Raw genomic sequence first — 25,204 nt, 5'->3', positions numbered from 1 at the left:
TTATTTTACTCATAATGATTTCTCCCGTTCAAAGTTCGTAAATTCTAGTATAACGGGGTTTTGAAAAAGAAAAAACCCCGAATAGCTACACTTTTTCTAAAGTGTCTACTATTCGGGGTTCAGTTCAGAAATATTTCCACTCACTCTTTTTAGTTGGAAAATATGGAGGTTTAGTTGGAAATATGAGATGTTTAGTTGGAATTTTTAATAGTTTAGTTGGAAAAGTCGAGCATTTAGTTGGAATATCCATATTTTATGTCATAAAAAAGAGTGCAGCCAATTATCAATCGGCGCACTCTTTTTCTGTTAGTTTCTTATTTATATAATTCATAATCGGAATAGCAATATCTTGTCCAGTTGTTGCGAAATAAGATCTAGCTCCGACCGGGTCTTCGATTTCATTGAACAGCCAATTTCCGTCAGGAAGCAGTAGAAAGTCTATCCCGATGTAATCACTTTTCAACGCTTTTGCGATTTTTTGTACATCTGCTACTTGTTGTTCATTTAATAAATATTTTTCTACGGTACCACCAAGTGTGAAGTTGGATTTGAAGCTGTTTTCTGCACCGATGCGTTTCACAGCACCTACTACTTCCTCTCCTAACATAAACACACGGACATCTGTCGCGTTTGTTTCGATATACGTTTGTGCGATGATCGTTTGGGACTCGTGTTGTTCTAGGAAGACAGTAGCATCTTCTTTTGTTTGAACAAGTTCTACCTGTGTTCCACCATATCCATCAACCGTTTTTAACACAATGGGATATTCGCTAATATCGGTTATACTTTGTATTGTCTTAGTCGGCACAGCTGCTATTCCAAGAAGCTGTACGAGCTGAATAGCTTTTAATTTATCGTTAGCTATGACATTTACCTCTGCACGATTAAACATTGGGATTCCGCGTTGCTCCAATTGTTTAGATAATCTCGGATTTCTTGCGCGGAAGAAAATAAAATCAGCTTCCGGTATAGAAGAATGGTCGTTTATAACAGAAAGCTCCAAACCATGCGTTTTTGCAGCGGATATTAGCCGATCTATAAAACTTCTATTTCGTTCAATTTCTTTTAACTCATATATTAATAATCCTTTCATATAGCAAATGCTTCTACTTTAGAAAGTATATAACTAATCATAAAGTCTCCTACGTTGATACCTGTTACGTTGTAAATATTGCGGATATGGGCAACCCCATTTACTTCACATACTAATGGCTCTTCATCATCCCCAAATAATAAATCGACTCCTGCGAATTCTGCGTTTAGAGCAGCCGCTGCTTGGATGGCCACTTCTTTTTGTCTTTCTGTCAAAATAATAGGAGAAGCAGTCCCACCATTTGTAATATTGGCGCGGAAATCTGTTTCAGAATGACGATGCATGCAAGCGACTACTTGTCCACCGACTACATTAACGCGAATATCTCGTCCTCGACTGTTGCCGATGAATTCTTGAAATACATATTCAATTCCACTCAATTCTTCTACTTTTTCGAAAAATTGTTCTCTTGTTTCGATTAAATAAACGCGCATGCCAAATGATCCGTGCGCTTCTTTTATAATCATAGGAAGCTGTAATGTTTCTAGTACTTGTTCATAATATCCGGTATGTTGAATCGAAAATTCCCGGTATACTTTCGGTGCGATAATCGTTGATGGCATTGGCACTTGGGCATGTGCTAGCATGATATATTGCTGTGCTTTATTGTCACAAATCTCAATGACATTAGGATCATTAAAAACAGGGATACCTTGATTTTTTAAGTATTTGGCAAGTAATATATCTTTATCAAGAAAGACGACAAAATCGGGTCTTAATGGTAAGGATTGCTGGACATTCATGAGCAGCTCATAGTTTTTTACTAATATTGCTTGAATTCCTTGTTTTTCAGCTGCTTCTTGAAGGAGGAGCGCTTGGTCGATAAATTTATCATGAGTAAGACTACCGTTGTATACAATCCAACATGTTTGCATAATGAAAGACCCCTTCGATTGCGTGTTATAATAGTGTTCATAAGAAGTTTAGCACGAAAATATCAAAGACGGAATAGGGGGATTGACGTGGAAATAACAAATTTTAATATGTACAAAAAAAAGTGGCAGGTAGAAAGTGAAACAGTGATAAAACCGGGACTTGAATCCATACAAAAAGCCTTAAGGAAATTAGGAAATCCGCAAAATAAGCACCAGGTCATTCATGTGGCAGGTACGAATGGAAAAGGGTCAACTATTGCGTTTTTAAGTGCATTGGCAAAAGAACATAATCTTTCTTTTGGAACTTTTACATCGCCAAGCATAGTGGATGTACATGATCAAATTCAATTAAACGGTGAAAACGTAACAGAGGAACAAATGGATAAGGCTTTTGAGAAAATGCAAGCAGCAGGGCTAAGTGGCATGTTAACTGATTTTGAACTATTAACAGTCGCTGCGTTTCTTGTTTTGGAAGAAGTACAATTGGATTTAGTTTTTATCGAGACGGGCATGGGGGGGAGATTGGACAGTACAAATGTTATGGAACAATCTATCGCAATTATTCCAAGCATATCCATCGATCATACAAACTTTTTAGGGGATACAATTGAACAAATAAGTTGGCATAAAGCAGGAATAACGAAAGCGAATGGCAAACTAATAATAGGGACATTACCGAAAGAAGCAAAAAATCAGATTAATAAAGAAGCAAACGAAAAAAATGCACAAATCTTGGAATTTGGAAAAACTTTTGCTTTACAAGAAAATACGTATACATATGGGAAAATAATATTCAAAGATTTACATCCACAAATGTTAGGGAGACACCAATTATCTAATATGGCCCTAGCAATTACTGCACTGATAGAAGGCGGTATTAAGTTAAATGTAAGCAACGTTCAAATTGCTGTAAACAAAGCAAACTTACTAGGTAGAATGGAGAGAATAGACGAAAATGTTTATGTGGATGGTGCGCACAACGAAGCAAGCATCAATGCACTAGTAGAAACGATTAAAGAAACGTTTCCAAACAAAAAAATCCATTTTATCGTTGGTATTTTGAAAGATAAAGATTATCTGTATATGCTACGAAAATTGGAGGAAGTTGCTTCCTCCTTTGAATTTGTGAACTTTCATCATGAAAGAGCCCTTTCGGCTTCTGTTTTATATAAACACTGTTTGCACAGTGATAAACATATTACAAAAGATATAGATGAAATGCATATTAAACATATTAATAAATCAGATATGACCATTATCACAGGTTCATTATATTTTATTACAGAATTAAGAGTCAAAATGGTTAATTAGTAGTTTAAAAATTCTATAAAATTCGTGGTACAATTAGAAATATGGAAGAAACATGCTATTTGAATTAGTTAAAATATACTAACGAGGTGGAAATAGTCTATGGATATTTCGGATAAAGCAAAAAAGAATATTTATATTTTATGGCTATTAGTAGTGCCTCTTGGTATATATTTAGCTTATGAGTACGCACCCATGCGACAAATAGATTGGGGGATTCTATCCTTATTAATCGTTTTGGCGCTACTTACGACCATTTTCCCATTTTTTATTTCTGGAACTACGATGTTTCTAGTACAGTGGGTTACGCTAGCAGTCTATTTGAATTATGGGATATTGGCGGAATTGCTAGTCATGCAATTATGTTTAATACCAATTGCTTATCACATGAAAACGAATCGAGAAAATGCGTATCGGATTGTTTATAGCTCCTTTATGTTTTTTTTAGTTTCTGTCATATGCGGAACGATTGCTCATTTACTAGGGTTTGAATTAGGCTCATTAGTGGTGCAGGATGTATTAATATACGGTTCTATTTATGCGATTTTGTATATTTTATTGAATCACTTATTTTTATATGTAAGAGAATTATTTACCGGTCAAAAGCCAAAATTTTTTACGAAAGATTTTGGATGGGATCTTATAGGATTACTCATTACTTTGCCTTTTGGCCTAAGTTTATATTTTCTTCAAAGTTATGTAGGTACTAGCGCTTTTTGGTTGCTTGGGATTCCTTTTATATTAATCACCTTATTAATAAGACTGTATAGTGATTCGGAAAAAGTGAATAGTGATTTGAACAAAGCTAGTGAATTCGGACATGAATTGGCGGAGAGGATGACAAGCAAAGAGATTATCGATATGTTCATCGAAAGAATTGCCAATATGTTCCCAATGGATGCTGCTTATATTGTCGATGATTTATATGGAAGTTTCGAGATACTGCGCGCAATTGAGGATGGAGAAAACAAAGACCTACACTTTGCGCATGAAGAGCTTGAAAAAAGCCTAGCAGGAATTGTTTACGAAAAAGGAGTTCCAACTTTATACAATAAGCAAAGCGAATGGATTCATATTAAGCCGCCATTTTTAAATTTAGAAATGCAAAGTGTGATGGCCGTTCCTATTTACCGTAACCAAAAAATAGAAGGGGTCTTAGTGTTAGCATCCCGCAATAAATATTCTTTCGAGGCGTATCAACTTAAAATTATCCATTTGCTATGTTCCTATTTTGCAGTTTCGGTGGAAAAAGCCAAATATGTAAGAGATGCAGTTGCCAAAAGTGAGCGATGTGAATTAACGAAATTGCATAATTACCGTTATTTAGATAGACAACTGGAATCAGATATGGAAAAATTGTCGCTCGGGCAATATAATTCTTTGTCACTAATCATGATGGATATAGATAAATTCAAGGCAGTCAATGATACATTTGGACACCACAGTGGAAACCTTATTTTGCAAGAGTTTGCCCAAATTATTAAAAGAGAAATTGGAAGTGGTGGTACCGTTGCAAGATATGGCGGAGAAGAATTTGTTATCTTACTTCCGAACTATACAAAAATCGAAGCGCTTAATATAGCAGAACAGCTTCGTCGTAAAATAGAACAAACCCCGTTTATCGTCCAAGCTGATTTAGACCGAGCAGCTAGTGAGAAAATCATTTTCATTACGGCAAGTATTGGTGTTTCCACGGCACCTGATGATAGTGATGAAGGAATGTCGCTCCTTCGAAATGCGGATCGGGCTTTGTATACTGGTGCTAAGCAAGCGGGGAGAAATCGAGTTGCGGAGTATGTGAGATAGGGGAAATTAAAAGCGAGAGAATCCAGCGTTAAAATGGATTTTCTCGCTTTATTCTACCTATAAATAATGTTTGAGGTAATATCTTCTTCTGTTAGTGAAGAGCCATTTTGGATTTCATATGTTGGTTGAGTGACAATAGGTGCACTACTTATTCCGCATTCCTTGTTGAATTCATTATTATCATAATAAAATACATGACCCAAGTTTTTACCTGATCCGAGAAAAATTATCTTACTATGATCTTTAGGTTGTACCCAATCCTTGATATTTTCGTATTTTCCATTTCTAATGCAAAGCTTCGAACTATTGGAAACTACTAGTCTGGCATTGTTTCCTCCAGAAGAGAAGTTAATACTGTCAACGACAACAGTAGAATTATTATCAATTACAGCTTCAGAATTTTGAATTCTGAAAGTTCCTTTTCCTCCAACAAGAAGTGTACTATTGTTTAGTTTAATTGGTTGATTAAAAGATGCATCTTTGCCAACTTTAGCGATGCTATCAACAATACCGCCATTAATAAATCCAAATGTGGCAGTACCTTTTACACTAATACTGCTTTCATTTTTAATACCTTGATTGAAAGTATCAAATGTAGCATTATTATTAATCAGAATGTGGCTATACATCATCGAATTAATAATTTTAAATGTTGTTTCCTGTTCAATTTGAATTTTGCTACTTACTAGAGAATTGAAATTGTTAAAATCAGCGCTATCTGCTAATATACTCAAATATTTAGCATCTATTGCATTTTGTATTGTTATTTTTTTTAGGGTATATAGCTCTACACGATCAGATTTTTGATCAGTTGAATTAATTAGATTGTTAAATCCACCAATTGAAATATTATCCTTACTCCATATTAGAAATCCAGAGGGATTTATCGCATTGGGGATAGTTACTTTCCCACTCACATAAAAATTAATTCCTTTATGCAAATTGTTTAAGCTGGTTGTTTTCATATCTCCATTAACATAAATGGCAGAGTTAGCATTTGAAGCTAACCCATTCCCGCTAAAATTTTTACTTCCATTTGTATAAATAATAGAGTTTTTTAATGCTGCAAGGTTACTAAAATTATTGTCCACACATGTTTTATCAATATAAGAACTTCCACAAGAGGAAACTTCTTGACTAGGAAGAACAGATGGAAATGGTTGTGGTGCATTTATTAAAGAATCAAACGTAATGTTTAATGAATTTGGTGGCGGATCTGGCTGTATGGGAAGTACTCCAGAAGTTTCCGTAGCAGTTGCTAGATAATACTGATCAGGAATTTTGATAGTTGCTGATATTATTTTAGATTTACTGCCATTGTGTATTGATCCCGCTACTTCAATTGTCCAAGACCCGTCACTACCTCTATTTACAGAAAAATATCCCTTAGTGGGATTATCCTCAGGAATTTGAAAAAATATTGTTTGAGATAGATCAGAAAAATATACCTTTTCTCCTTTTGAATTATTAAGAAACAATCCAATAGATTCTTCAAGCTTCAGCATTTGTGTCGCCAACACACTGTCAATTATATCTTGGGTTAATTCATTTTTTACTCTTAATTCAGTTAATTTATTGTAAGTATCGTTTGAATATTTTGATATTATATTTAATATTTTTGCCCTATAATATTCAACTCCCATCTCAGTTATTGCCGTAACTTCATAAGTATCATCAGTCCGTTCTACTTGTTTTTGTTGACTTAGAGCTTTTATTGTAAAAGTTGCAGAGAGTAAAATTACTACACTAATTAGAACGATTGTAAGGAGAAGGGTATAGCCTTGTTCATTATGAACTTTCTTCATTTTTTTCACACTCCTTATTTTAATTTACTAAATGTCGTTTCTACTTGGAATTTTACAGAATCATTTGTTAAAGACTCTAAAGTTAACTTAAATTTGAATTCTTTACTAGGAATAATTGTTGATGGTTCTAAAATGTATAGAATATTTTTCTTGTGAAAATCTTCATGTTTATTAACATCGTAATTTACGGTTAAAGTATCGTTGGCGTTAGTTATACTAGTTATTTTTGATTTTGTATGCAGCTGCTGTATCGTATTCACAATCAAATTTGCCTCTTGTTGCAATTGATTTTTAGTAACTTCTCTTTCATTAAAATTTAGGGCATGAAAAAAGAAATTCCAAATAAGGACAGAAATTATTCCGAACAAAGCAAGTGCGGCTAACAATTCTACTAAAGTTATTCCCTTTTCGTTGAGTCTTTTTGCCATAAGAAATCTCCTCTAAGTAAAACTTTATTTCTTTAGATATCCATAGGTTGTTGTTAATATTCTATCATTAGAATTCATAACGTCTATTTGCATCCTATATAAAGCTTGTGGCGCATTTACATCGGGTGTTGGCCAAATGGTAATCTTGGCTTTAAAAGATTGATTATTTGAATTGTATGTTCCTGAAATTATTATATTTGGGGAAGTACCAATCTTAATTGCATTCTCTAAAGGTAAATTATTTAACGCTATTGACTGATCGTATTTTATTTTCTTCATACTTACCAACAACTCTTTCCCCACATTCGCTGCATCCAAATTCCCCCCATTTTTATTGTTTATATTTGCCATTTGAGGGAACATGGATAGAAACAAAGAAATAACAACTGTCAACAATACGACAGATGCTAGTATTTCAACAAGCGTGAATCCACTAGTATTTTTATTTCTATTTAACATAAAGTGATCATCCTTTTGCTTGTGAATTTTGTAAATTAAAGATTTATTTTGTAAATAGTAGGATTCTATATACTATACTAAGATAGAATGCCCATTTTTACTAGAAAGTCTCTATGAAGATATTGTAAAGTAATTTTATTTTCTTCTATTAACTCTTGTAATTATTAGCTTTATAATATATAAATAAGTAAAAAGAATCAATAAATATCTTGTCGAATGATAATTGTGCTTTAATGTGAGACCTTTCGCCTATATTGGACTGATTTTACATAATTCGTTATAATTATTATATTACTTTATTTATGGAAGATAAAATAGATATATAAACTCATACATGCTGTTAGTTATAGGAAGGTGTACTTATGAAGGTCATTTGGAAAACGTCTATATTAATTATTTTAACATCATTTCTTTTGTATTTATGGTCCAGTAACTTCACACCTTTGCAACAACAAGTACAAGCAGAAGGTGAGAGCTCGGGATCTACTATTGGTGGGCAAGAAGTAGACTCTCTTAAAAAGGAAGAGATTATTTCCTTATTGAATAAGAAGATTTTGGAATGGAAACAAAATTCGACTGTGTTAACTGGCAATAATGTTGAAATTGAGATAGAACCAGAATGGTTTACTTTTGATGTGGAAGCATCCGTCACTCAGTATTTAAATCAAGTAGATACACCTTGGTTCGCATTTTGGGAATCCCCGCCAACTGTTCACATTCCATTGCAATTTTCAATAAATCCAGAATTAACAGCTTTAATCGCAGAAAATGTACAATTGAATACAGATGAAACACTTGCGAATATTACCAATCAGGTTGGAGTATTATCTACCGAACCAATAGAAACTGTTGCGTTAGATTTCTCTATGTTTGAATCTGAGCGAATTGCATTTGAGTTAGAAAATATTTCATTCAATACGAGCGGTTTAACGAATATCGTGTCTGCTTTAAATGAACAAGTTATTGGGAGTGGGGAAGTTTTTTCTCTATTAGATCATTTAAGCGATGTAAATCTAGGCGCGAGTAATGAAACCGTAGATTTTGTTGCTTCTGTTCTATATAGTGTAATACTTCAAACAAATTTTGAAGTATTAGAACGCCATTCCCAAGGGGCACTACCAGGTTACTTACAACCAGGAGTCGAAGCTAAAATACGTAAAAACTTGAATGTAGATTTTAAATTTGTAAATAAGGAAACTGTACCTGCCATATTAAAAATACAAATTAAAGGAACAGATTTATTAATAGAAATATATTCTGTTCCATTAGATACGGAAGCGACATATCGTTTGGCAGACAAAGTAGAAATAAAACCTAGAACAATATATCGCTATTCAGCTAATTTAAAAGTTGGAGAAGAACAATTATTGCAAGAAGGTAAGGCCGGTCTGCGAATTTCAGTGTATCGAACTATTTCAGATAAATCAGGACCTTTTGAAAAAGAAGAATTGATAGACCAAGATTATTACCCACCAGTAAATAGAGTCATTCTTAAGTCGTCTTTAGTTCCAGCAGTACCTACTGTAACCGATCCGGACTTAAATATTGATCTAAATGGTGATGGATTACCAGATATAGAGACAGTTCCCACAACTCCTAATCCGTCTGTAGAAGAAACAAATGACGAGGAACAACCAGAAATCGATGAATCTACTGGATTACCAGAAGGAAGTTATTATGATAAAGCTGGGAACATCATCAATCCAGATTCGAAATAGCCGTATAGGGAGGAAAGATGATGAAAGCAAACACTCGTAAACGTTTAGGAGACTTATTAGTTGAATCACATGTTATTAGTAACGAACAATTAGAGTATGCATTAGTGACTAAAAGTCGGGAAGAAAAACTGGGAGATTTTTTGATAAGAGAAAACTTATTAACGGAGCAACAGTTAATAGAAGTACTTGAGTTTCAATTAGGGATTCCACACGTCAGTTTAAACCAATTTTCTATCGAGCCTGAACTTATTCAATTAGTCCCTAAGGAACTAGCTAAACGTACGAATATTATGCCAATACGTAAGGATAAAAATAAGTTATTAATCGCGATGGCTGATCCAATGGATTACTTTGCGATTGAAGAAGTTCGTATGGCAACAGGTTGTCAAATTGAGACAAGTATTGCTGCAAAAGATGATGTATTCCGAACAATTACGAAGTACTATGATTTGCAAGAGTCTATGGACCAAGCATTAGTTGATATGGCGCCAACTGAGTTGGAAAATGACACGCAAATTACCGATGAAGATTCACCGATCGTACGACTAGTGAACCAAATTGTTGCGAATGGTGTTGCCCAACGTGCAAGTGATATTCACTTTGACCCGCAAGAAACGGAATTACGTGTTCGTTACCGGGTAGATGGCATGTTGAAAACAGAACGTGCACTACCTAAGCATATGCAAAATGTCATTTTAGCTCGTATTAAAATTATGGGTAATTTAAATATAACGGAAAATAGAGTTCCCCAAGATGGGCGTATAAAATTAACAGTTAATATGAAACCAGTTGACATTCGGCTTTCAACTTTACCGACAATTTACGGCGAAAAAGTTGTTATGCGTATTTTAGATTTAAGTAGTGCATTGAATAGTACTGAAAAACTTGGTTTCAATAAAAAGAATTTCGATACATTCAGTGAAATGATTAAAAAACCAAATGGAATCGTCTTGATTACTGGTCCTACTGGTTCAGGGAAATCCTCTACTTTGTATGCAACATTAAATGAGTTAAACGGCGAAGATGTCAATATTATTACTGTTGAGGATCCAGTGGAATATCAATTACAAGGCATTAACCAAATTCAAGTTCGAGAAGAAGTAGGACTGACGTTTGCTGCAGGATTAAGATCAATTTTGAGACAAGATCCTGATATTGTCATGGTTGGAGAAATTCGTGATTTAGAAACAGCTCAAATTGCTGTGCGAGCGTCTTTAACAGGGCATCTCGTATTAAGTACGCTTCATACGAATAGTGCTGTAGAATCTGTTTCGCGTATGAAAGACATGGGAGTGGAGCCTTTCTTACTTTCCTCGTCCCTCGTTGGAGTTGTTGCACAACGATTGGTTCGTAAAGTTTGCCGTGATTGTATGCAAGTACAAAAACCAAATGAACGTGAAAAAATTATATTCGCTGAACGTGGTATGGAAATAACAAATGTGTGTCGTGGTAGAGGATGTCCTGCTTGTAATAATACAGGCTATAGAGGTCGGGTCGCTATTCATGAAGTACTTGCTATGGATGAATTCGTAAAAGATGTTATTTTAACTGGAAAAAGTACGATGACACTTCGAAACCATATGAAGGAAAGTGGTTATTTTAATTTACTAGAAGATGGATTATTAAAAGTGCAACAAGGGTTAACAACGACGGAAGAAGTGCTTCGTGTTGCAACGGCAGATTGAGGTGGATGGGATGAAAATTTCGATTATCAGCTTATTAGAGAAATCTTTTCAGGATAGGGCATCCGATCTTCATATTACCGTAGGACTGCCCCCAGTATTTCGGGTGAATGGTGCATTACAAACTTTCGGTGATACTGCCTTGGATGAATATGATACAAAAGAAATGTTAAAAGAACTGTTGCCTGCTTCCAAAATTCAAGAATTTGAAGAAAAAGGAGAGCTAGACTTTAGTTATGAAATACCAGAGCAATGCCGTTTTCGTATTAATGCCTACCATCAACAAAAACATGTATCTATCGCAGCACGTATGATTGATTCGAAAATACCCGCGATTGAGACACTTGGAATGCCAAATGTGCTTTATAGCCTTGCGGATAAGCCACAAGGACTTATATTAGTAACCGGTCCTACTGGATCTGGGAAGTCAACGACGCTTGCATCGATGATCGACTATATTAACTCCACACAGGCGAAACATATTATTACACTAGAAGATCCAATAGAATATGTACATACCCATAAAAAGTCTGTCATTAACCAACGCGAGGTAGGAGCAGATACGCAAAGTTTTGCGAATGGTTTACGTGCCGCACTTCGTCAAGACCCAGATGTCATATTAGTTGGAGAGATGCGTGATTTAGAAACGATTTCTACTGCTATTACCGCAGCTGAAACAGGTCACTTAGTTATGGCAACACTTCATACAAGTAGTGCTCCTACTACTATTGATCGAATCATAGATGTATTCCCTCCGCACCAGCAAGGGCAAATTCGTATTCAATTGGCGAATGTCTTACAAGGAATTATTTCTCAAAGGCTATTCGTCCGACAGGATGCAAAGGGGCGGATAGCGGCTACTGAAGTTTTAGTGCAAACGCCGTCTGTAGCGAACCTTATTCGAAATGAAAAAGTACATCAAATTCAAAACGTCATGCAAACAAGTCGGGCACTCGGCATGCATACGCTCGAATCATCTATACAAAATTTGGTGACTACAGGTAAAGTTTCACTGGAATCTGCCAAGCCATTTATGAATGTAGGTGAGTATTGATGGTTGTGTTTAAATACAACGGTCGAACATCTCAAGGGACATTGAAAAAAGGAACTGTAGACGCAATAAACAAACAAGCGGCCATAACAAAACTTCGTGCACAAGGCATTAATCCAAGAGAACTGGAAGAGTCGAAAAGTATTTTGCACAAAGAGCTTTCCATTGGAGCAAAAGTGAAGAACCAAGATTTCGTTATTTATAGTAGACAGTTTGCAACGTTAATAAGAGCTGGGGTTTCCATTTTAGAGTCTACTAGAATACTAGGAGAACAAACTTCCAGTAAGCCTTTGAAAAAGGCATTGCAAGCAGTCGAAGAAGATGTAAAATCTGGTTTGTCATTTTCGGATGCAACAGCTAGATATCCTAAAGTCTTCCCTGCGTTATTCGTCAATATGATTCGTGCAGGGGAAGCGACTGGGAATCTAGATGAATCATTAGAGAGATTAGCATATTCCTATGAAAAGCAATTTAATTTGAAGAAGAAAGTCCAGTCTACAATGGCATATCCAGTCGTTTTGCTCGTTCTAACTGTGTTTGTTGCAGGGTTTCTAATGTTAACGATTGTCCCTCAATTTGTATCCATGTTTGAAGATATGGGAGCGGAATTGCCGACTATCACAAAAATGGTCATGGGTATTAGTGGAATACTGCAATCATCTTGGTATATTGTTTTGGCGTTGATTATTATCGTAGCTATCTTATTTAACTACTTATATAAGAATAATAAAGCATTCAATTTTACTATAAATATTATATTATTAAAGATTCCGATTTTCGGAAAACTACTTCAAAAGTCTGCAATCGCTCGAATGACTCGAACACTTTCTTCGTTATTCAGTAGCTCAGTGCCTATTTTACAAGCACTAACAATTGTAGAAAAAGTAATCGGTAATCCAGTAATTGCAAAAGTAGTGAGAGAATCTAGGACAAGCCTAGAACAAGGAAGCACACTAACAGCTCCACTTGAAAAAAGTTGGATTTTTCCGCCACTTGTTACACAAATGACGGCAATTGGTGAACAAACCGGTTCACTTGACTATATGTTAGAAAAAATTGCAGTGTTTTACGAAGACGATGTCGACCGCACAGTAGATGCGTTGAAATCCTTAATCGAACCGCTAATGATTGTGATTTTGGCAGCAGTTGTAGGGACAATCGTTATGGCCATTATGGTACCGATGTTCAGTATGTACGAACAAATTTAATCATTGTCTTCCATTAAAGGAGGTGATAAGTCATGAAAACAATGATGAATGAAACACCTAACGAAATGATCAATACTAATTCTAGGAGGAATAATAAAATGAAAAAATTCAAAAAAATAATTAAAAATCAAAAAGGTTTAACACTTATCGAGCTTCTAGCGGTAATTGTAATCTTAGGTATTGTAGCAGCAATTGCTGTACCATCAATTGGAAATATGATTAACAATTCAAGAGATAAAGCTATTTTAGCTGAAGCTTCTAGTATTCTTGCAGGGGCGAAACTTGCAGCTCTTGACGGAGTTTGTGATCCCGAAGATTCTACTAAGCCATGTAATGAAACTACGATTTCTAATTTTGTTGAAGGAATAACTAATACAAAAGCAAATGCTGCTCCTACTTATAGTATTACAAGAGTGTCTGGTGTATATAGTATAACTTTTGATAAGTTTGCTGATTTAAATGATAATACTAAGTTTCTTGCGGTTGATGATGGTACTACTGCAAATAAAATTACTGAATCAAATCTAAACTCTTTACTTAAATAATTAATTTGACTACAGCAGCTCTATCTGCTGTAGTCTCATAGTTTCATATTTGAGCAAACGAACAATTCGTTTCCTGAAACGTGAAACTAATCTAAAATAAGATAGATAGAATTACAAAGGAGGTAAACGGCTATGTTCAAAAGTAAAAAGAAACGTTTTGTTGCTTTGGAAGTGGATGAATATGTCATCCGGGCAATCGTTATGAACAGCCTAGATATAAAACAAGCCGTTGTGTATGAACATCCTTTAAAAGCTGGAATCATGGAAGGTGATACGATTCGGGATGAGATGGCTTTATTTGATGAATTGAAAGAGCTTGTATCTGCATGGGGGATCAAACGACATGATGTCCGCTTTTTTGTGCCCGATAGTTCGGTTATGATGAAGTCATTTGAACATCCTGCTGATGTAGTATCTGCTAAGTTAAAAGCATATGTGGAAATGGAGCTTGGACAAACGATTCATTTACCTTTTACGAATCCGCTAATCGATGTGTATGATGCAAAGCCGAATGACGGGGAAGCGACTCTTTTTGCTGCTCCTTCCGAAGAAGTGGGTAAAATGGCAGGTTTATTAGATGACGTATCTTTAACGCCTACAGTCGCAGATGTACGGACTTTATCGACCATTCGTTTTTTAGAAAATATGAATGCTTTTACTGATAAAAAGAGCTATCTTGTCACGGATTGGTCTATTGCTGGGGTATCGATTAGTATTTATACACCAGGGGAGTTGGAATTTCTCCGCTACCAAACAATTGATACTTCTATGCAAAAATGGAAGAGTCGTCAAGTAGATATCGGGGAAGTTCAATTTTCATATGATGGTGAAATAGAAGAATATCGTATGCAATTAATCGATCAAATCGCTGAAATCGATCGAATTCTCAATTTCTATCGCTTTTCTCTTTATAAAGGGGAAAAAGCAGTAGATGAATTGATCGTGTTAGGAGATTCACCAGATATTAGTTATATATTAGGTGAAATTCGAGCAAATTATAATACTCCAGTTACATATATAGGGGATGCTGAAGTGCAAAAGATGTATCCCAACTTCAAAGCAAGACATGTTCCGCTTATTGGGCTTGTACATAAGGAGGTAAATTAATGGTTCCTGAAATTAATTTATTGCCAAAAATAGAACGTAAACAGTCCAGTAACCTCGTTATTATTTTGGGTATCGTTATAATCGTTGCCATGATATTATTTTTGAGTATGCAATTATTCTCGTTAAAGAAAGATATTAATGCTTTAACGTTGGAAGAAACGCAAGTAGTGGCAGAACGAGATGTTTTAGCGGCACAAGTTTCTACTCCAAATACAGAAGAACAAGGGAGTCTTTCTTCTTCCGTTGCATTTGTTGAAAGTGTTTCGTATCCAGTAAGCCCACTAATCGATGAAGTGCATGGATTATTAGTGGAAAACACTTATTTACGAGATTATCAATTTCAAGAAACAGCTGTGGACGTTGTGGCAGACTTTGAAACAATGAATGATTTGTCTATTTTCGTGGAAAAGTTATTAAATAGTGTTTATTTTATAGATGTACAAGTACAGGAAATTTCAAGTTTTGAGCCATCAGTGGGCACGGATGAGACTTCTGACACTTCGGAGACTAATTTTGATGTGCAGTCGCGTTATTCCACAACGATTAGTCTGATCATTGACCAGGCGTATTTAAGTGCAGGAGGTGCCCGGAATGAATAATCTAGTAAGTAATAAAAGAACGGGCTCTCTATTATTAGTTGCACTGGTTGTTGTAATCCTCGGTGCTATTTATTATTTTGTCATTTATCCTTTAAGTGAAGAAAAAAACTCGAAGGAAGTAATTGTATCTAATGTCCGCAATGAAGTTGCTGTTTTACAAGAACAGTTAACAACTCCAGAAGTAGAAGAGGAGCCCGAAGAGCATACATTTACTTTGAAGAAAAAAGTTCCGCTCACTCGTGAGTTAGATAAGTTAATTCGTTCGATTGAAGAGATTGAACTCATTAGTGAATCCAAAATTGTGTCTGTGAATTTTAATAATTATGATGAGGTTGTTGCGGAATCACCACTTGTTCCAACGCAAACGCAAGAAGAAACGAATGAAGAGAACACTCAGACAACAGATATAGCAGATTTAACAGATACAACTACTGAAACAGAAACTCCAGTTTCACCAGTTGCAAATATTATACTTCCTCCACAATTAAAGCTCATTACTTTTAATATATCGGTTCTAACGAAAGACTATGATCATTTCATGCAGTTTATGGAAGAACTTGAAAAAACGGAGCGTATTGTACGAGTGGATCAATTAAGTTTTTCTTTACCTGGAGAAGAACAGTTTTATGTAATGGATTCAGTCGATGCGATTTTAGCAGAAATTCAAGTAACTACGTTTTATTATGATGGCGAGTAAACTGTATATATGTTTACTCGTTTTTTCTTGAAATTATAAAAATGGATAGGGAGATAACCGATGACTTTATCTCAAATGACTATTTATATAGCTGTTTATATCTTACCAGCGCTCTATTTGTTTGGTATGGCATGTGTCGTGATTTCTCAGCAGCCGAATAGGCTTGAAAATCGGCTTGTTGCTGCGATTGTATTCATTTATGGTCTGTTATTTTTGGAAGAATTTTTTAGACATTTATTGCCGATTAGTTATAGTGCGGCTATATCGAAGTTGTTTTTGGGGAACTTGGGGCTTCTCGTTGTAGGTATTACGTTTCATCTATATACATATTTAACTTTTTTTCGAGAGAGTGTGAAGAAAAGTGTGTATGTATATCTTTTTTATGTTCCTTTTTTCATCGTCGTGATTGCTTTATTATTTGATGTTAATTTAATTTCTAATACTGAGTTTGTGTCCGAAGGCATATGGTATGTTCCTGTTTTCAATTTGCAGTATTATGTTACGATCACAATAGGTAATGTGTTTATCGCATGCATGTTCTTCATCCTTGTTGCTGGTTATTTGAAAACTTCAATAGCCCACCAAAAAAGTTTACTTCGTTTTTTAATGATTAGTACCGCTGTTGTGTTCATGTTGAATATCGTTTTAGGGTATACGAATTTTGGGGAAAATGTTCCGCCGTATACGTATATATATGAAGGGCTTATTTTCTCTATTTTCCTGTCTATATCCGTTTTGCGTTACGGGTTATTACCGGATATATCAAAACGATATGAAACGTTATTTAACTTAAGTCCAATTGCCATAATGACTGTTAGTAGTAGTTGGGATATTTTAGAGATAAATGAATATGCAAAGCAACAACTACGGCTTCATCCGAAAACTACTCCTAATTTTATGCAGTTCGTTCAAACGAAAAACAACCAAAACTTGTTGCGGAAACTTACTTTTGACCTCCAGGAAAATGAAATAATACATGACTACCGAATGACTTTTGAGATGCCTCAAAGGAGAAGGGTAATGCATGTAGCGATTGACGCTTCCGTTGTTCAAATGAAAGAAGATAAAATCTATTACTTTATGTGGCGTGATGTGTCGGAGGAAGTAGAAAAAGAGAAAGTTATTATGCATTTGGCTTATCATGATACTTTAACAGAATTACATAATCGTACTTATTTTGTGATGAAAGTACGTCATATATTAGCGGAAATGGTACGTAACGAAAATGGAAATGCAGCAATCGTATTGCTCGATTTAAATAACTTTAAAGAGATTAATGATGCATATGGTCATGCGGTTGGAGATGAAGTGCTACGGCATGCGGCAAATTTATTGAAAAAGTTAGCTCGAAAAAGCGATTTAGTCGCCCGTTTAGGTGGAGATGAATTTATTTTATTTTTGCCCGATTATGAGACGGATGCATCTGTTTACGAATGGACGACTAGATTAAGATCTATGTTCGCTACAAGTTCATATGAAAACCCTGCTATTTCTGTGCGTGTTGAACCTAGTATTGGTATTGCGTTTTATAGTGAAGACCTACGAACTTTTGAAGAGTTATACCATGTGGCGGATTTAAATATGTATGCGGATAAAGAATGTATTAAAAATGGATTAAGGAGCTAAAGAATGGTTACTGTAATTACTGTGTTGTTTTTCATATATGGAATCGTATTCGGTTCCTTTTTCAATGTAGTTGGTTTACGTGTTCCTAAAGGGGAATCGATTGTAAAACCACCTTCGCATTGTACCATTTGTGATCGTCATTTGACTGCAGTTGACTTAGTTCCTGTTTTTTCATTTCTTTTTTTGAAAGGGAAATGTAGAGGATGTGGGACGAAAATTCACTGGATGTATCCAGTGATGGAACTTGCAACTGGATTATTATTTGCGTTTGCGTATAGTCAAATGGGCTTGTCCATTGAGCTATTAGTGGCATTATTATTTATATCTTTGCTTGTCATTATTACTGTTTCCGATATTGCATATATGCTTATTCCAGACAAAATTCTGTTGTTTTTTTTAGTACCTCTTATTATCGTTCGAATATTTTCTCCGCTGAATCCGTGGTGGGATAGTATTGTAGGAGCTGCTATGGGTTTTGGGGTATTATTTTTAATCGCAATGTTGTCAAAAGGTGGTATGGGCGGAGGGGATATTAAGCTATTTTTTGTTATTGGTGTAGTTCTTGGTGTTAACGACACATTGTTAACATTATTTTTGGCTTCCGTCATCGGAACAGTTATTGGTATTATCACCTTGAAAAAAGCAAAAAAAGGACGGAAAACTCCTATACCATTCGGTCCATCTATTGCGATTGCTGCAATTGTTGCTTATTTTTATGGAAATTCGCTTGTCGATTGGTATGTAAATTTGTTTTTTTAACTCGATAAATTTTTTGGACGAGCCGACATAGGTCTCGTCTTTTTTTACGCTGTTCGTGATAAGGTTGTGAAAAAAGAGGTGATGTTATGCCGATTAGAAGGCGAAATCCAAGAAAGAAGATAATTTTAGCCGGCGTTCAAGGGCTTATCATTGGGGTAGTAGGCGTTTTACTATTTGGTTTTATCCTTAACTTAGCAAATGATAAAAAAGTAGAAGTTGCAAAGGAAGAAGATACGACACCAGCTGCGGAACAATCTACAGACGGGAAAATAGAGGTTGCTGCAGATGGGACATTGTCTTTCCACGCAAAACAATATGGTATGTTCTCTTCGAAAGAAAGCGCGCTCAATTTTATGGCAACGCAGCCTACTCTAGAAAAAGCTAGTGTTGTCCAAGTGGAAAATCAGTTTTTTATATGGAGTGATTTATTTCTAAATGATGCGCCTACTACACAAACGGAGGCTCTACCTAGCTTTACTAAAAAAGTGCTTGTTTCTACGAGTGGATGTGAGAATCCAAAAGTAAAGAAAGTAATGAATATTTTACAAGAAGATAATATCTCTATAAATTTTTTTGACTCCATTGTAAAAAAAGAAGATTACCCAGATGATTTAATGACTATCGTACAAGCGGTATCAACGCTTTCCAATGTTTCTTCTGTGATGAGATTACATGTTTTTACGCATTATTTAGAACAGAACACTTGCGTAAAATTGAATTTTTGAGCTAAAAACAAAGGGGAAATGAAATAGTTTTGTTTTTAAGACAATTTTCCTTTTTTCAATTTTTTTGTATGCTATTGAAAAGGAGGAATTTTAAATGAAACTAACAACCCATTATTCTATTATTTTAGCGAGTGAGTCACCAAGAAGAAAAGAACTTTTTAGTAAATTAGCCATTCCATTTGAAGTGCAACCGGCAAAAATTGATGAAACAGCAGAAGGAGCACTTACGCCGGAAGATTTGGCCATTTCCATTGCGTATAAAAAAACAGTGCCAATAGTTAGGGCAAATCCGAATGCTATTGTAATTGGAGCAGATACGACTGTTCACCTTGGAAAAGAGTTACTAGGCAAACCTACTAATGAGGAACAGGCAAGAGAATATTTAAAAAAACTTTCTGGTCGCACACATAATGTAGTAACTGGTGTCTCCATTCAAGGATGCGGGACAAGTATCAGTTTTGCAGAATCTACGCTCGTGACATTTTATGAACTAACTGATGAGCAAATAGATGCTTATGTAGCGACGGGAGATTCATTGGATAAAGCAGGTGCCTATGGTATTCAAACGATGGGGGGCTTATTCGTAGAAAAAATCGAAGGTGACTACAATAACGTTGTAGGTTTACCTATTAGTCGTTTGTTTCACACGTTACTGACGCTTGAAGTAATTGCCTTTGAAAAGGAGTTAAGCAAATGACAGTCGACTCTCCAAGTTCATTAATGATTCGCGATGTTCATATAGCGGATCGCCCAAGAGAAAGGCTTATTCGGCAAGGTGCACAGAGCTTGTCCAATCAAGAACTTATTGCAATCTTGCTTCGTACAGGTACGAAGCAAGAGTCTGTTCTACTTCTAGCAAATAGAGTGCTTAACTTTATCGAGCAAATTCAAGAATTAAAAAATACTACCTTGGAAGAAATGATGTCCGTCAAAGGGATTGGAGAAGCAAAAGCAGTACAGCTTCTCGCTGCAGTTGAATTAGGTAGAAGACTTGCTCAACAACAAACGGACGAAAAATTTACGATACGCTCTCCGAAAGATGCCGCAAATTATTTAATGCCAGATATGACTTCGCTTAAACAAGAACATTTCGTCGTTCTTTTCCTTAATGTAAAAAACCAAATCCTCCATAAACAAACGATTTTTATCGGTTCCCTTAACGCTTCCATAGTACATCCAAGAGAGGTGTTCCGCGAAGCTGTAAAACGTTCAGCTGCCTCGATAATTTGCGCGCATAACCATCCTAGCGGCAACGCTTCACCTTCACCTGAAGACATAGATGTAACGAAAAGATTAATAGAAGCAGGACTTATAATGGGGATCGAAATAATCGATCATGTGATCATCGGAGATCATCAATTTATTAGTCTTAAAGAAAAGGGGTACATGTGACACTGTGCATTTTTCTTTCTATCCGTTATAATGGGAGTTATGACTTTAAGACAGCGAAGTGAAACTTGCTTGAGATAGAAAGGGAGTAAAAATTGTGTTTGGATTTGGATCAAGAGATTTAGGAATTGACTTAGGAACAGCGAATACGCTTGTTTTTATTAAAGGAAAAGGAATTGTACTTAGAGAGCCTTCAGTTGTTGCAAAAAATGTGCAAAATGGTTCGATTGTTGCAGTAGGGAATGACGCAAGAAATATGATTGGTCGTACACCTGGTTCTATCGTAGCGATTCGCCCGATGAAAGATGGGGTTATTGCTGATTTTGATACGACATCTGCTATGATTGAATATTATTTGAAAAATGCGATGAAGGCATCTGGTATGTCATGGAGCAAACCGAATGTCATGATTTGTGTACCATTTGGTATTACTTCTGTGGAACAACGCGCAGTTATTGATGCAGCGAAACAAGCTGGAGCACGTGATGCAGTGACGATTGAAGAGCCATTTGCTGCTGCAATCGGTGCAAATTTGCCAGTTTGGGAACCTACAGGAAGTATGGTCGTTGATATAGGTGGGGGAACTACCGAGGTAGCAGTTATTTCACTTGGTGGTATTGTGACAAGTGAATCTGTACGTGTAGGCGGAGACGCGATGGATCAAGCGATTACAAGCTATGTTCGCAAAACGTATAACTTAACAATCGGAGAACGTACTGCCGAAGCAATTAAAATGGAAATTGGTTCTGCAAGAGTAACAGACGGCGAAGAAAAAATGGACATCCGTGGACGTGATTTAGTTACTGGATTACCGAAAACAATAGATATTACGTCTACTGAAATTGCAAGTGCATTGCGTGAATCTATCGCATCTATTATCGATGGGGTAAAGAAAACTTTAGAGCAAACACCTCCGGAATTATCTGCGGATGTGATGGAACGTGGTATTATGCTTACCGGTGGGGGAGCATTACTGAAAAATTTAGACAAAGTAATTAGTGATCAAACAAATATGCCAGTATTTATCGCAGAAGATCCATTAGATTGTGTTGCTATCGGTACAGGAAAAGCACTCGACCATATGGGCTTATTAAAACGTCAACAAACTAGAAGTTAAGGAGAAGTGAGTTATGCCACAATTTTTTTCAAATAAGCGATTAGTTTTGCTGCTTGTAGGGATGATATTTCTTGTGGCACTCATCAGCTTTTCTTTGCGAGATCGAAATCATGCATCGTTACCTGAGCAATTAATTAAAGATGTGGTCGGTTTTGGACAAACTATGTTTTCCAAGCCGACCCAATATGTTACGGGGATTTTTAATAATGTCGAATCTTTACTTAATACATATGATGAAAATAAACGGTTGAAAGCAAGATTAGAAGATTATGCCACCTTACAAGCTAGTGTAAATGATTTACAGTTAGAAAATGAAGAAATACGTAAGATAATAGATAAAGAAGAAAGTCTTCGTGCATTCAATCCAATCCAATCTACCGTCATTGCGCGGAACCCGGATCAATGGGAAGAAAAGATTATTATAGATAAAGGGGAAATACACGGCGTAGATGTGAATATGGCAGTGATGACATCCCAAGGGTTAATAGGAAAAGTCATCTTGACTACTCCATATACATCGACCGTGGAACTTTTATCTACCCAAAATCCTAACTATCGTGTTTCAGCAGTTATTGCAGATGAGCAAGAAGTTTTTGGATTAATTGAAGGATATGATGTAGAGCGTAAAGAACTTGTATTAAAAAGAATTGATTCCGAGTTCGAAGTGAAAAAAGGGCAAAAAGTAACTACTTCTGGTTTAGGTGGAATTTTTCCAAAAGGAATCTTAATCGGTGAAGTTACTGAGGTAACAACTGATGATTATGGTTTAACCCAGCTTGCATATGTAAAACCTGCAGCGAGCTTTTCTATTTTAGATCACGTCATTATATCGAAACGATCTATAAATCCTGTAGATGGGACAGATGGTGGAAATACGGAAGCTGATTTAACAGAAGGTGCAGGGGAAGAATCATGATTCGTTATGTAGTAGTAATTATTTCGGTTCTATTGTTTTATATGGAACCGATTTTTGGACTTTTTTCACCTATTGAATTGAACGGGGATTTTTATGTACTAGTTCCTCGTTTTTTAATCATATATTTAATATTTATTGCCATTTATTATGATCGAAAACGGGCGATGCTATATGGGTTGATTTTTGGGCTCTTGTATGATGTCTTTTTCATTGATATTATTGGATTATATTCTTTTATTTTTCCGTTAATGTGTTTAGTAGCTAGCTTTATCGTAAGGTTTGTACATCATCATTTACTTGTTGCAACTATTTTAACGCTCTTATTAGTAGCTGTAGTGGAAATAGTATTGTTTTTGTTTTATACATCTATCGGTATTAAAGCAATGACGTTTGCGGATTTTTACCAATTTAATCTCATTCCAACAATGATTGCAAATAGCGTATTTATATTAATGTTTGGTTGGGCGTTTAAATATATTCTTCTAAATCGGTTTAATCAAAAATTATTACTTCTTCAAAAATAATCGTTTTTGGTTAGACGGTAGATCTGAGGTGACTTGATTGACGAAAAAGCAGTTAATATCGATTAAAGGAACAAAAGAAGGGCTTGTATTACGTCTAGATGATCAGTGTTCATATACAGAGCTTTTAGAAGAGCTAGCAAAGAAGGTATCTGATGAAGGATTTGAAGGTCAAGCGGAAGTGCTGTTACAGCTAGGATATCGATATTGCAATGATGAACAAGCAAAAGAAATTATTAACTGCGTGCAACAGACGGAGCATCTGCGCGTAACGAAAATTCAAAGTGATGTAATGACCGTCGAAGAGTGTAATAAAAGATTACTAGAAAACCAATCCGAAACGTATGTGGGAATTGTGCGCTCAGGCCAAATCATTACTGCGATTGGAGACTTGGTCGTTATTGGAGATGTAAATCCGAATGGTCGTGTTATCGCTGGTGGTAACGTATTCGTTCTTGGACGATTAAAAGGTATTGCGCATGCAGGGGCAAACGGAAACAAAGATGCGGTTATTGCTGCCTCCTGGTTAGAAGCGACACATCTGATTATTGATAATGTCATTGAAACGATGACAGATGAGTTAACTGTTCTTTCCGAACACCCAGAAATGGAATGTGCCTATTTACATACAAATGGATCGATCGCAATTGATCGCCTGCAAGAACTACGATTATTAAGACCAAATCTATCAACATTTAAAGGAGGAAGCTAATGTGGGAGAAGCAATCGTAATAACTTCTGGGAAAGGTGGGGTCGGTAAAACGACTACAACTGCAAATCTTGGGACTGCATTGGCTCTACAAGGGAAAAAAGTTTGTTTAATGGATACAGATATCGGGTTAAGAAATCTGGATGTTGTCCTTGGACTTGAAAATAGAATTATTTATGATTTGGTAGATGTTGTGGAAGGTCGCTGTAAAATACATCAAGCACTTGTAAAAGATAAACGTTTTGAAGATAGATTATACTTATTACCAGCAGCCCAAACAACGGATAAAAATGCGGTAAGTCCAGAGCAAATGAAAGAACTTGTAAATGAGCTGAAACGAGATTATGATTACGTATTAATCGATTGTCCAGCAGGCATTGAGCAAGGTTATAAAAATGCAATTGCAGGTGCAGATAAAGCGATTGTCGTGACGACACCAGAAATTTCTGCTGTTCGTGATGCAGATCGTATTATTGGGTTGTTGGAACAAGAAGAATCCATTGATCCGCCGAAATTAATCATCAATCGTATTCGTCAGCATTTAATGGCAAAAGGCGAAGCGCTTGATATTAATGAAATTACGACGCATTTATCTATTGATTTATTAGGAATTGTTGCAGATGATGAGAGTGTTATAACTTCTTCTAATAAAGGAGAGCCGGTTGTAATGGATCCATCTAATAGGGCAGCACTTGGCTATCGAAATATTGCTCGCCGTATTTTGGGGGAATCCGTGCCGTTAATGTCCATGGACATGCCTAAAAAAGGCGTAATTTCTAAACTTAAATCAATGTTTGCAAAGTAACATGCATAAGGAAGAAGCTATCGACTAATTAATTTAGCGGTAGCTTCTTTTTTGTTTTATAGGAAATTAATAAGTAGATGGTATACACTATTTAGGGATTGTGTGGCAACGCCTTCGTGACCAACATCCTGTTGGCCTCGGCAGGAGTCGCCGCCTACAGTGAAAATCAAAGGAAATTGCTTACTTATTCAGTATCAACTCGCTAAAAGCAAAATTACCTCCGTTTTTCGACTGTTTGAATCCAATAAATGGCTTA

The 25,204-nt window shown here is 35.8% G+C and carries 25 protein-coding genes; 20 read left to right on the top strand and 5 right to left on the bottom strand.

Annotated features, from left to right (window positions below):
- Positions 1–283 precede the first annotated feature (283 nt).
- The gene (locus tag FG383_RS10220) at positions 284–1,093 is read right to left on the bottom strand and encodes an ATP-grasp domain-containing protein (RefSeq protein WP_142607312.1); all 810 of its coding nucleotides are present in this window, start codon (positions 1,091–1,093) and stop codon (positions 284–286) included.
- A complete protein-coding gene (locus tag FG383_RS10215) occupies positions 1,090–1,968 on the bottom strand; it encodes an ATP-grasp domain-containing protein (RefSeq protein WP_142607311.1) in 879 nt (292 codons plus the stop codon). The genes FG383_RS10220 and FG383_RS10215 overlap by 4 nt, the downstream gene beginning before the upstream one ends.
- Positions 1,969–2,055: 87 nt before the next feature.
- On the opposite strand from FG383_RS10215, the gene FG383_RS10210 reads away from it, so the two are divergent.
- Positions 2,056–3,279 carry a bifunctional folylpolyglutamate synthase/dihydrofolate synthase gene (locus tag FG383_RS10210; protein WP_246096952.1) on the top strand — a complete coding sequence of 408 codons (1,224 nt, stop codon included), beginning with the start codon at positions 2,056–2,058 and terminating at the stop codon, positions 3,277–3,279.
- Between the two features lie 99 nt (positions 3,280–3,378).
- Positions 3,379–5,082: a sensor domain-containing diguanylate cyclase gene (locus tag FG383_RS10205; protein WP_142607310.1), complete on the top strand. Its 1,704-nt coding sequence runs from the start codon at positions 3,379–3,381 to the stop codon at positions 5,080–5,082.
- A 53-nt stretch (positions 5,083–5,135) separates the two neighbouring features.
- On the opposite strand, the gene FG383_RS10200 is transcribed toward FG383_RS10205, so the two are convergent.
- Genes FG383_RS10200 through FG383_RS10190 form a run of 3 tightly spaced genes read right to left on the bottom strand, consistent with a single transcriptional unit; the run spans position 5,136 to position 7,774 of the window.
- A complete protein-coding gene (locus FG383_RS10200) occupies positions 5,136–6,887 on the bottom strand; it encodes a hypothetical protein (protein ID WP_142607309.1) in 1,752 nt (583 codons plus the stop codon).
- 14 nt (positions 6,888–6,901) lie between these two features.
- A complete protein-coding gene (locus FG383_RS10195) occupies positions 6,902–7,315 on the bottom strand; it encodes a prepilin-type N-terminal cleavage/methylation domain-containing protein (protein WP_142607308.1) in 414 nt (137 codons plus the stop codon).
- A gap of 24 nt (positions 7,316–7,339) precedes the next feature.
- Positions 7,340–7,774: a PulJ/GspJ family protein gene (locus FG383_RS10190; protein ID WP_142607307.1), complete on the bottom strand. Its 435-nt coding sequence runs from the start codon at positions 7,772–7,774 to the stop codon at positions 7,340–7,342.
- A gap of 362 nt (positions 7,775–8,136) precedes the next feature.
- Here FG383_RS10190 and FG383_RS10185 point away from each other — a divergent pair, with 362 nt between their 5' ends.
- The 18 genes from FG383_RS10185 to minD all read left to right on the top strand — a co-directional run bounded on the left by FG383_RS10185 (position 8,137) and on the right by minD (position 24,948).
- Positions 8,137–9,492, top strand: a complete 1,356-nt coding sequence (locus FG383_RS10185) for a VanW family protein (RefSeq protein ID WP_142607306.1) — start codon at positions 8,137–8,139, stop codon at positions 9,490–9,492.
- A gap of 20 nt (positions 9,493–9,512) precedes the next feature.
- Complete coding sequence (locus FG383_RS10180) at positions 9,513–11,177, top strand: GspE/PulE family protein (protein WP_142607305.1); 1,665 nt, start codon at positions 9,513–9,515, stop codon at positions 11,175–11,177.
- Between the two features lie 10 nt (positions 11,178–11,187).
- Positions 11,188–12,228 (top strand): type IV pilus twitching motility protein PilT, encoded by a 1,041-nt coding sequence (locus FG383_RS10175; protein WP_142607304.1) that lies wholly within the window; start codon positions 11,188–11,190, stop codon positions 12,226–12,228.
- Positions 12,228–13,433, top strand: coding sequence for a type II secretion system F family protein (locus FG383_RS10170; protein WP_142607303.1), 1,206 nt, complete (start codon positions 12,228–12,230; stop codon positions 13,431–13,433). Before FG383_RS10175 ends, FG383_RS10170 begins: the two co-directional genes overlap by 1 nt.
- Positions 13,434–13,531: 98 nt before the next feature.
- Positions 13,532–13,978 (top strand): type II secretion system protein, encoded by a 447-nt coding sequence (locus FG383_RS10165; RefSeq protein WP_142607313.1) that lies wholly within the window; start codon positions 13,532–13,534, stop codon positions 13,976–13,978.
- A gap of 132 nt (positions 13,979–14,110) precedes the next feature.
- A complete protein-coding gene (gene pilM / locus FG383_RS10160; RefSeq protein WP_142607302.1) occupies positions 14,111–15,085 on the top strand; it encodes a type IV pilus biogenesis protein PilM in 975 nt (324 codons plus the stop codon).
- Positions 15,085–15,684, top strand: a complete 600-nt coding sequence (locus tag FG383_RS10155; RefSeq protein ID WP_142607301.1) for a malate synthase — start codon at positions 15,085–15,087, stop codon at positions 15,682–15,684. Before pilM ends, FG383_RS10155 begins: the two co-directional genes overlap by 1 nt.
- Positions 15,677–16,381: a potassium transporter gene (locus FG383_RS10150; protein ID WP_142607300.1), complete on the top strand. Its 705-nt coding sequence runs from the start codon at positions 15,677–15,679 to the stop codon at positions 16,379–16,381. Before FG383_RS10155 ends, FG383_RS10150 begins: the two co-directional genes overlap by 8 nt.
- Before the next feature lie 60 nt (positions 16,382–16,441).
- Entirely contained in the window at positions 16,442–18,007 is a 1,566-nt protein-coding gene (locus tag FG383_RS10145) for a GGDEF domain-containing protein (protein WP_142607299.1), read from the top strand.
- Positions 18,008–18,010: 3 nt separating this feature from the next.
- Complete coding sequence (locus tag FG383_RS10140) at positions 18,011–18,766, top strand: prepilin peptidase (RefSeq protein ID WP_142607298.1); 756 nt, start codon at positions 18,011–18,013, stop codon at positions 18,764–18,766.
- Positions 18,767–18,852: 86 nt separating this feature from the next.
- Entirely contained in the window at positions 18,853–19,491 is a 639-nt protein-coding gene (locus FG383_RS10135) for a hypothetical protein (protein ID WP_142607297.1), read from the top strand.
- 94 nt (positions 19,492–19,585) lie between these two features.
- Entirely contained in the window at positions 19,586–20,188 is a 603-nt protein-coding gene (locus FG383_RS10130) for a Maf family protein (protein WP_142607296.1), read from the top strand.
- Entirely contained in the window at positions 20,185–20,883 is a 699-nt protein-coding gene (gene radC, locus FG383_RS10125; RefSeq protein WP_142607295.1) for a RadC family protein, read from the top strand. The genes FG383_RS10130 and radC overlap by 4 nt, the downstream gene beginning before the upstream one ends.
- Positions 20,884–20,977: 94 nt before the next feature.
- A complete protein-coding gene (locus FG383_RS10120) occupies positions 20,978–21,997 on the top strand; it encodes a rod shape-determining protein (protein WP_142607294.1) in 1,020 nt (339 codons plus the stop codon).
- Positions 21,998–22,010: 13 nt separating this feature from the next.
- Positions 22,011–22,913 carry a rod shape-determining protein MreC gene (mreC, locus tag FG383_RS10115; protein WP_142607293.1) on the top strand — a complete coding sequence of 301 codons (903 nt, stop codon included), beginning with the start codon at positions 22,011–22,013 and terminating at the stop codon, positions 22,911–22,913.
- Positions 22,910–23,437: a rod shape-determining protein MreD gene (gene mreD, locus FG383_RS10110; RefSeq protein WP_142607292.1), complete on the top strand. Its 528-nt coding sequence runs from the start codon at positions 22,910–22,912 to the stop codon at positions 23,435–23,437. Before mreC ends, mreD begins: the two co-directional genes overlap by 4 nt.
- 37 nt (positions 23,438–23,474) lie before the next feature.
- Positions 23,475–24,146: a septum site-determining protein MinC gene (gene minC / locus FG383_RS10105; RefSeq protein ID WP_142607291.1), complete on the top strand. Its 672-nt coding sequence runs from the start codon at positions 23,475–23,477 to the stop codon at positions 24,144–24,146.
- Position 24,147: 1 nt separating this feature from the next.
- On the top strand, positions 24,148–24,948 hold the full coding sequence (gene minD / locus FG383_RS10100) for a septum site-determining protein MinD (RefSeq protein ID WP_142607290.1): 801 nt from the start codon (positions 24,148–24,150) through the stop codon (positions 24,946–24,948).
- Positions 24,949–25,204 lie beyond the last annotated feature (256 nt).

Origin of the sequence: Psychrobacillus soli, from assembly GCF_006861775.1 — a bacterium.
Classification (GTDB): Bacteria; Bacillota; Bacilli; order Bacillales_A; family Planococcaceae; genus Psychrobacillus; species Psychrobacillus soli.
Note: the sequence above shows the minus strand (reverse complement) of the source record. Positions and strands in the feature narration are given on the sequence as shown.